This is a genomic window from Corynebacterium sp. ACRQP, from assembly GCF_022345915.1.
Classification (GTDB): domain Bacteria; phylum Actinomycetota; class Actinomycetes; order Mycobacteriales; family Mycobacteriaceae; genus Corynebacterium; species Corynebacterium lehmanniae.
The window spans coordinates 82,159-89,189 of sequence record NZ_JAKRMZ010000008.1 but is presented as its reverse complement, the minus strand read 5'-3'; the positions used below and the strand labels follow the sequence as shown (position 1 = coordinate 89,189).

General features: G+C 67.5%; 5 protein-coding genes, 1 tRNA gene and 3 pseudogenes. 6 read left to right on the top strand and 3 right to left on the bottom strand.

Going from position 1 to position 7,031, the window contains the following annotated elements:
- A pseudogene (locus MHY23_RS04870) lies at nucleotides 1-260 on the top strand (IS256 family transposase); the annotation flags it as partial.
- Between the two features lie 111 nt (nucleotides 261-371).
- Here MHY23_RS04870 and MHY23_RS04865 read toward each other — a convergent pair.
- Nucleotides 372-460, bottom strand: a tRNA-Leu gene (locus MHY23_RS04865).
- Nucleotides 461-568: 108 nt separating this feature from the next.
- On the opposite strand from MHY23_RS04865, the gene tetA reads away from it, so the two are divergent.
- From tetA to MHY23_RS04845, 5 genes and pseudogenes are all read left to right on the top strand, one after another.
- Complete coding sequence (gene tetA, locus MHY23_RS04860) at nucleotides 569-2,131, top strand: tetracycline efflux ABC transporter TetAB subunit A (RefSeq protein WP_370645818.1); 1,563 nt, start codon at nucleotides 569-571, stop codon at nucleotides 2,129-2,131.
- Nucleotides 2,132-3,021: pseudogene (locus MHY23_RS11980) on the top strand (ABC transporter transmembrane domain-containing protein); the annotation flags it as partial.
- Nucleotides 3,022-3,240: 219 nt separating this feature from the next.
- Nucleotides 3,241-3,937 (top strand): annotated as a pseudogene (locus MHY23_RS11975) (ATP-binding cassette domain-containing protein); the annotation flags it as partial.
- Between the two features lie 21 nt (nucleotides 3,938-3,958).
- Nucleotides 3,959-4,492: a YbhB/YbcL family Raf kinase inhibitor-like protein gene (locus tag MHY23_RS04850; RefSeq protein WP_239306620.1), complete on the top strand. Its 534-nt coding sequence runs from the start codon at nucleotides 3,959-3,961 to the stop codon at nucleotides 4,490-4,492.
- A 10-nt stretch (nucleotides 4,493-4,502) separates the two neighbouring features.
- Nucleotides 4,503-4,859, top strand: coding sequence for a hypothetical protein (locus tag MHY23_RS04845; protein WP_239306619.1), 357 nt, complete (start codon nucleotides 4,503-4,505; stop codon nucleotides 4,857-4,859).
- Here MHY23_RS04845 and MHY23_RS04840 read toward each other — a convergent pair.
- Complete coding sequence (locus MHY23_RS04840) at nucleotides 4,856-5,935, bottom strand: quinone-dependent dihydroorotate dehydrogenase (protein ID WP_239306618.1); 1,080 nt, start codon at nucleotides 5,933-5,935, stop codon at nucleotides 4,856-4,858. The two genes, MHY23_RS04845 and MHY23_RS04840, sit on opposite strands and share 4 nt — an antisense overlap.
- 11 nt (nucleotides 5,936-5,946) lie before the next feature.
- The gene (locus MHY23_RS04835) at nucleotides 5,947-6,999 is read right to left on the bottom strand and encodes a hypothetical protein (protein WP_239306617.1); all 1,053 of its coding nucleotides are present in this window, start codon (nucleotides 6,997-6,999) and stop codon (nucleotides 5,947-5,949) included.
- Nucleotides 7,000-7,031 lie beyond the last annotated feature (32 nt).

Genomic DNA, 7,031 nt, shown 5'->3' with positions numbered 1-7,031 from the left:
CCAGAACCCACCGCGGCAGATCAGGCGAACGACAACGCCGCATGCTGGATTGGTGGCTCTACTTAAAAACGGAACTGCCTGACGATCCAGTACGAATCGCCAGGCAGTCCAACTGGGGCCAAGGCCAACTCGCCAAAGTATCCACCCTGACCCGAAACGAGAACCAAGCCGACCACGAAACCGGACGACCAGCCCTCTACGACAACGCTATCGACACCGACTACACCCACTCAATCGGCATCCAAAAAGGCCAAATCTAACCCCCACGACACGCCGAGCCAGACACACTTTTTGTCGTTTAACCCTGGACGTAGCTGTGGGCGGAAAAATTAAAATCACCCCGCCGCAAGATCTGCGTCGGGGTGTTCCGGTGGTGCCCGGAGGGGGACTTGAACCCCCACGTCCGTTAATAGGACACTAGCACCTCAAGCTAGCGCGTCTGCCATTCCGCCACCCGGGCTTAGGGTGTTTTTCAGCCTCTCGGCTGGGCACTCGCATAACTATAGGGCGGGGCGATTGAACCGCCAAATCGCCAGTACAACCCTGAATATTTGCTAGATTTTCCAGAATGATGCCACCGCCGCGCAGAATGAAGACGTACAGCTGGTTCGTCCCGCCCGCGCCGCCAGCGGACGATCCGGCACGGCTCCATCCGGCACGCTGGAGCAGCGGGAACCGGGTGGTCAGGGACATGGTTGGCGCATATCCGGGCGCGTTGGTGCTGCACATTCTGAGCTACCTCATCGGCTCCGGCATCGCCGCCTTTGTGCCGGTAGTGGTGGGCATGATCGTGGACGGCCTGGTGGGGGAAGAAAAGTTCAACACGTGGTGGCTCTTCGCTGTGCTGGTCGGCATCTTCATCATCCAGTTCGTCGGTGAGGCCTCCGGAGATGGCCTGGCCACAGCCTCGGTGCGCCGCGTGACCCACAACGCGCAGCAGCACCTGTCCTCGGGCGTGCTGCGCCGCGGAGCGGGAGCGATGAGCCCCGGCACGGTGCTCAACACCATCGACGCGGACGCGAACACCGTCGGTCGCTACCGTGAGCTGCTGTCGTTTCCGCTGATGGCCATCGGCTACGCGGCCGGCGCGATGGTGGCGATGTGGTCGGTCTCCCCGTGGATCTCGCTGGCCATCCCGGCGAGCGCGTTAATCATCGCTCTGTTCGCCGCGTGGACCGCGGGGCCGGTGACGCGGGTGTCGCTGAAGCGCCGCGCCGCAGAGGCTGATGTTGCTGGCTTGGCCACGGATGCGTCGCAAGGCATCCGCACCGTCAAAGGCCTCGGCGCGGGCGCAACCGTGGCAACACGTTTTCACTCGGAAACGGCGAAGGCGAAGCGGTTGATGCTCACGCACCTGCGTGTGGAGGTCTGGCTGGGTTTTGCCAGGTTCTGCGTGGCGTGGCTGTGCAACCTTGCCATCGTGGGCTTGAGCGCGTGGATGACGCTGCGCGGGGAGATCACCCCGGGGCAGCTGACATCTGTGGCACTGTTGGTGCCGCCTGCGTTGAACATGGCGGGCTTCGCGTTCGGCGACCTGGCAAGTGGGTGGGGCAGGGCCGTGGCGAGCGGTCAACGCATCGAGCAGCTGCACCACGCGGGCGACGACGCGGCGGGGCCTGAGCCGACAGACACCCCGGTCCCAGGCGCGGGTCTGTGGATTCTCGAGCCGGCGGAGCGTTCCTACGCCACCGCCGCCGCGTGGGCGCAGCGCGCAGACGTGCTGTTCCCGCCGCACACCGTCAACGTGTTTGAGGGCACCATCGCAGACAACGTGAACCCGCGCGGGGATGTGCCGGAGGACGTCGTTAGACAGGCGCTCGCCGCCGCCCACTGCCAGGACATTCTGCGCAGGCTCGGCGGTATCAACGAAGCAGGCGAGTTGCCGGACGCGCCGCTGGGGGAGGCCGGCCTGAACCTTTCCGGCGGGCAGCGCCAGCGCGTCGCGCTTGCCAGGGCGCTCGCCGCCGACCCGGAGGTGCTCATCCTGGACGACCCGACCACTGGCCTCGATTCCGTGACACAGGCGGACGTCGTGGCAGCCGTCGCCGCGCTCAGGGCGGACAAGACCACCGTGGTCATCACCGGAAACGCCGCGTGGCAGCACGCTGGCACCGCATTGGAGGTGGCGTAGATGCGGCGCGAGTACGAACGCACTGACGCGGTCGCCCCCGCGAGCGTGAAGGAGACCTTCGCGTACCTGTCTGCGCTACCCAATGCTCTGGACAAGCGCTGGTGGGCGGGTTTGCTGATCATCCAGGCGCTGATCGTCGCCGTCTACACCACGCAGTCGAACCTGTTCGGCCGCAGCGTCGACCCGCTCACCGGCGGATCAGTGCCACTGCTGGGCACCGGCACCCGCGCGTTCGTATGGACTGTCGGCCTGGCGCTGGCCTGCATGCTCGTCGAGATGTTCCTGCGGGCCCTCGGCAGCTTCGTGGTAGGCCAGAAAGTCGCCCGCGCGTCCATCGATCTGCGCCGCCGCTGCCTCGACGCGATCCTGCGCGCACCCGTGCCGCGGGTGATGGAGCTCGGCACCGGCAACGTGATCACACGCATGACCAAGGACATCGACGACGTCGTCCAAACCATCACCGCCATCGGCTCGCGCGTGCTCACCACCGTGTTCGTCTTCCCGATCACGTTCATCGGGCTTTTGCTTATCGACGTCCGCTTCGCCGGGATCCTGCTTCTGATCTGCATCTGCACCTATCCGTTCGCCCGCGCGGTGGTCCGCGCCATCCCGGATGCTTCCAACGCGGTGAGCGTGGCGGAAGCGCGTCGCAACGCGGTGCTGCTGGACACCGTCCGGGGCCTGCCCACGCTGCGCGCCTTCGACCTCGAGCGCTGGGCCTTGGCCCGGATGCGGCGGACCTCCTGGGGTGCGGTGGAAGCTGAGATGGACCGCGTGCCCTGGTTCGTCCGCCTCATGGGAATCGGCCAGGTCGCCTTCGCCGCGTGGGTGCTGCTCACGCTTGGCGTCGGCGCGTGGCTCGCGACGGCCGGTGCCATCAGCCCGGGTCAGGCGAGTGCTGCGGTGTTCATGGTCATCCGCGCCGAAGTCATGGTGTTCAACGCGCTGTTCTTCGTCGGGGAGCTGCAGGGCGCGGCCACTGCCGTGGGCCGCGCGGTGAGCCTGGCCAAGCTCGCGGACGGACGCGACTCCACGGCCGTACCGGCGGACCTGACCGCACCTGTGGACGTGGCGGTCGACCACGTCTCGTTCGCGTACCCGGGCGGCGCCAACGTGCTGGAGGACCTCTCTGTCACGCTCGAGGCGGGAACAACCACGGCGCTGGTGGGCACCTCGGGCGCCGGCAAGTCCACGCTTGCCGCGCTCATCGCCGGGCTAGTGGAGCCCACTTCCGGGCGCATCCGGGTGGGCAACGTGGATACCTCGCAGGTCAGCGACACGTGGACCGCCAAGAACGTCACCCTGCTCACCCAGGACGTCCACCTGTTCGCTGGCACCCTGCGCGAGGACCTCTCGATGGCCGCACAGGATGCGACCGACAAGGACCTACACCGGGCGTTGGCAAGCGTCGGGCTCGACCCCGAAAGCACCCAGTTCGCGCGCATGTTCCCGAAGGGGCTGGACACCGCCGTCGGCGCGGGCGCGGAGGACCTGCCCCCGGAGGTGGAGCAGCAGCTCGCGCTCGCGCGCGTGGCGCTCTCAGGCCCGAAGGTTCTCATCCTGGACGAGGCGACGGCAGAAGCCGGCAGCGACGCCACCAACGCGCTGGAAGACGCCGCCGCGAGGATTACCGCGGACACCACGGCGCTGGTGGTGGCGCACCGTCTGGACCAGGCGGCGTCCGCGGACCGGATCCTGGTCATGGACGCCGGACGCATCATCGAGGACGGCACCCACACCGAACTCGTCGCCGCCGACGGGAGATACGCGCAACTGTTCGCCGCGTGGAGTGGCGGCGGTCACTAGCTCTCCGGTAGGAATGGGGGCATGACTGCAAATTATGTTTCCGACCGTTTCCCCGGCCCCGACCCGTACGCCCCGCTTGCGGACGTGCCGTCCTTCGACATCACGTCCGAGGACATCGTCGACGGCGAGCGCCTCGCCGACACGCTTGCCGGCGACAACGCCACCAGCCCGCAGCTGTCCTGGTCCGGCGCCCCGGAGGGCACCAAGACGTACGCGGTGACCTGCTTCGACCCGGACGCGCCGACCGCCTCTGGCTTTTGGCACTGGTCCGCGTTCAATATCCCGGCTGACGTCACCGAGCTGCCCTCCGGCGCTGGTGCGAAGGACGACCTCGGTGTCGGCGCGGTGGTGCTCACCGGCGACAGCGGCGTGCAGGGCTACTACGGCGCCAACCCGCCGGCCGGCCACGGCCCGCACCGCTACCTGTTCGCTGTCCACGCGGTGGACACGGAGCTGCCCGCAGACGAGATTGCCAACCCCACCCAGCTCGGCTTCAACCTGAACTTCCACTCGCTCGGCCGAGCAATCATCTGGGGCTGGTACGAAAACCAGTAAGATTCGCCGAATGGTTCCAGTGCAACTCCGCGTCGGCGGCGCGTTCATGGGCATCGCACTCGTGCTCGTGCTCTACGCCGTGCTGGCGCTGCTTCGAGGCGACGCCGCGTTCCCCGTCACCCCGCAGGTGCTCTCCATCATCGCGGCGGTCGCCATCGTCGGCGCCTTCGCCACCTACAACACCAAGCAGGAAGGCTCACGCACCCAGGTCGGCGCGCTAATCGTGGCCGTGGTGCTCATCGGGCTCGGCTTCATCGCGCCCGACACCGAGCTGATGGCCACCACGCCGTTCTGGCTGATCGGCTGGGCGCTCGCCGCCGGACTCTGCGCGGTTGTGCTGCGCCGCAGCGCAGCCGGTCACGCTTAGAGCGCTTTCCACTCCAGCCCGCTGCCCACGGCCTGCTCAATCGAGTCCAGGCCGTGGGCTTTGATCTGCGTGGCGATCCCGCGGTGGATGCCGCGGATCCAGCCCAACCCGCCGTAGATGAACGGCGTGTAGCCCTGCAGCAGGCTCGCGCCCGCGGCGATGCGCTCCCACGCCTGCTCGGGCGCGGAGATGCCGCCGACGCTGACCAGCACCAGCTGGTCGCCCACGCGCTCGTTCAGGCGCTTGAGCACATCGAGCGAGCGCTTCTCCAACGGGGCTCCGCTGATCCCGCCCGCGCCCATCTTCTCCACCTTGGCAGCGGGCGTTTTCAGACCGTCGCGGGAAATGGTGGTGTTGGTGGCCACGATGCCGGCCAGGCCCAGCTCGACGGCGAGGTCGGCGACGGCGTCGATGTCGTCGTCGGAAAGGTCCGGCGCGATCTTCACCAGCACCGGGGTGGTGGTGGACTTCTTCACCACCTCCAGGATCGGGCGGAGTTCCTCCACCGCCTGCAGGTCGCGCAGGCCCGGCGTGTTGGGGGAGGAGACGTTGACCACCAGGTAGTCCGCAAGCTGACCCAGAAGGGTCGCGGTGGCGCGGTAGTCCGCCACGGCATCTTCGGAGGTCTTGTTCTTGCCGATGTTGATGCCCACCACGTCGCGGGAGCGCCGCGCGCGGAGGTTGTCGGCGACCACGAGCGCGCCCTTGTTGTTGAAGCCCATCCGGTTCAAAATCGCCTTGTCCTCCGGCAGGCGGAACAAGCGGGGAGTGGGGTTGCCCGGCTGGGACTTCGGGGTCACGGTGCCCATCTCGGCGTAACCGAAACCGATCGCGCCCCACGCGTCGATCGCCTCGGCGTTCTTGTCAAAGCCGGCCGCCAGCCCCAGCGGGGCGGGAAAGTCCACGCCGAAAACGGTCTGGCGCAGCACCGGGTCGTGCACGCGCACGGCCTTTTCCATAACACGGTTGACAGGGGTGGCCAGGTGCAGCGTCTGCAGGGCGCCGCTGATGATGCCGTGGATGCGCTCCGGCGGCAGCAGGAACATGAGCTTGAGTGCGCGGTCGTAGAGCGTCACGGGTGAATCTCCTAGTTGCTCTCGGTCTGGTCGGCGGGGGAGACGATCTGGATGCCGTCGCCGGATGCGGAGGCGGCGACCACGGTGCCGTCGTCAAGCGTAATGATGCTCTGGGCATCTGCGACGGTGGCGAAGTGCTTGCGCTTCACCGGAATGCCCTGGGAGATGTCGTAGCCGGTGGCGGTGTTGCTGGCCAGCGAGCTGACCCACGCGAGGCGCTGCGCGGGATCCCACGCGGCGTCCCAGGGTCCTTCCGGCACGGGTGCCGACTGCTGGAGGCGGATGATGTCGTCCGTGGTGTAGACGTGGAGCTGGTTGCCGGTCGAATCCGCGGCCAGCACCAGGCCGTGCTCGCCGCCGCGCACCTTGCCCACGCCCAGGCCGACGCGCAGGGTGCCGCCCTGGCGCGAGCCGTTCCAGTCGATGTCCTGGATGGTGGTGTCGAAGCGGTTGGTGCGCACCACCGAATCGCGCTGGCCGTCCACCTGCACAGCTTGGAGCTGATCGGTCTCGCGTGCGACGTCGATGGTGTCTTTCAGCTCTCCGCCGTCGAAGACCCACACCTTGCGCTCAGTGTCGCTGCCTGCGAGCACCTCGCCTGTCGACGCCACCGTGGCCACCGTGACCGGCTTATCCGTGGCGATAGTCTCCTCCCGGTCGCCGAAGAGCTTGATCTCGCCCGCGCAGGCAAGCGCGAAGGTGCCGGCGTTTGCAGAAGCCTCTCCGCAGGAGGCATCCAGCTCGTGGCGGGTGGCCTTTCCCTGCTGGATCTCTTCCAGCGTGCCGATGGTCAGCGCGTTGTCCGTGCGAACGCCGATGCGGCCGTTCGTGACGTCCATATCGCGCACCGGCTCGGAGTCCACCATGGTGCCCGCCGGGTCCTGCGACTGCGGGGACTGCACAGGCTCGGCGCTGCCCATGTTCGCAGCGGCCTCACCGCCAGCTTCCTCGATTTTTGCGGAGGGAGACGCGCCGCAGGCGCTCAAGGTCAGGGCAGCCATGACTGCGCTGGAGGCCGCGGCGAAGCGGAGGCGGGAACTGGGGGCTAATAGACGAGCATTCACAAGGCCAAAGCCTAGCAACGCGCCCGTCGCGT

What these genes read in the sequence shown, in the direction of transcription:
- MHY23_RS04845 (WP_239306619.1), top strand. Translation starts at nt 4,503, where the DNA reads ATGGTTCCAGTGCAACTCCGCGTCGGCGGCGCGTTCATGGGCATCGCA.
- tetA (WP_370645818.1), top strand. Translation starts at nt 569, where the DNA reads ATGATGCCACCGCCGCGCAGAATGAAGACGTACAGCTGGTTCGTCCCG.
- MHY23_RS04850 (WP_239306620.1), top strand. Translation starts at nt 3,959, where the DNA reads ATGACTGCAAATTATGTTTCCGACCGTTTCCCCGGCCCCGACCCGTAC.